This is a genomic window from Affinundibacterium seohonense (assembly GCF_014284305.1).
Classification (GTDB): Bacteria; Pseudomonadota; Gammaproteobacteria; order Burkholderiales; family Burkholderiaceae_D; genus Undibacterium; species Undibacterium seohonense.
Genome location: NZ_JACOFW010000077.1, coordinates 1 through 687, shown reverse-complemented (window position 1 = coordinate 687; position 687 = coordinate 1). Strand labels below are relative to the sequence as shown.

The following is a 687-nucleotide window of genomic DNA, read 5'->3' as shown; positions in this document are numbered from 1 at the left end:
GCAATGGCGGTATTATTGATGATGACCAACCAAGCATCACCACCGTCGAACCAGGTGCACCAGGCGTTGCTGGTGACAATGTGGTCGAAGGCAATGACTTGGTCTACACCGTGTCTCTGTCAGCAACCACAACAGTAGCAGCGACTTACGCTTACAACTTAGGCGGTGGTACAGCGACAGCGGGTGCCGATTACAACAGCACAGCCACATTTAGCAATGGCGTGACTTTAGTTGGTGGCAGCCTGATCGTTCCAGCCGGTGTTTCCAGCTTCACGGTCACCGTCGCCACAATCAACGACAGTGTCGTCGATTCCGCCTCACCAGAATCCTTACCATTGGTGATCGGTGGTGTAACAGGCAATGGCGGTATTATTGATGATGACCAACCAAGCATCACCACAGTCGAACCAGGCGCACCAGGCGTCGCAGGTGACAATGTGGTCGAAGGCAATGACTTGGTCTACACAGTCTCCTTGTCCGCAACAACAACCGTCGCCTCAACCTATGCTTACAACTTAGGCGGCGGTACAGCGACAGCGGGTGCCGATTACAACAGCACAGCCACATTTAGCAATGGCGTGACTTTAGTTGGTGGCAGCCTGATCGTTCCAGCCGGTGTTTCCAGCTTCACGGTCACCGTCGCCACAATCAATGACGCCATCGTCGATTCCGCGTCCCCAGAATCCT

1 pseudogene is annotated in these 687 nt (G+C 54.1%); it reads left to right on the top strand.

Annotated features, from left to right (window positions below):
• A pseudogene (locus H8K52_RS20620) lies at positions 1-687 on the top strand (Calx-beta domain-containing protein); the annotation flags it as partial.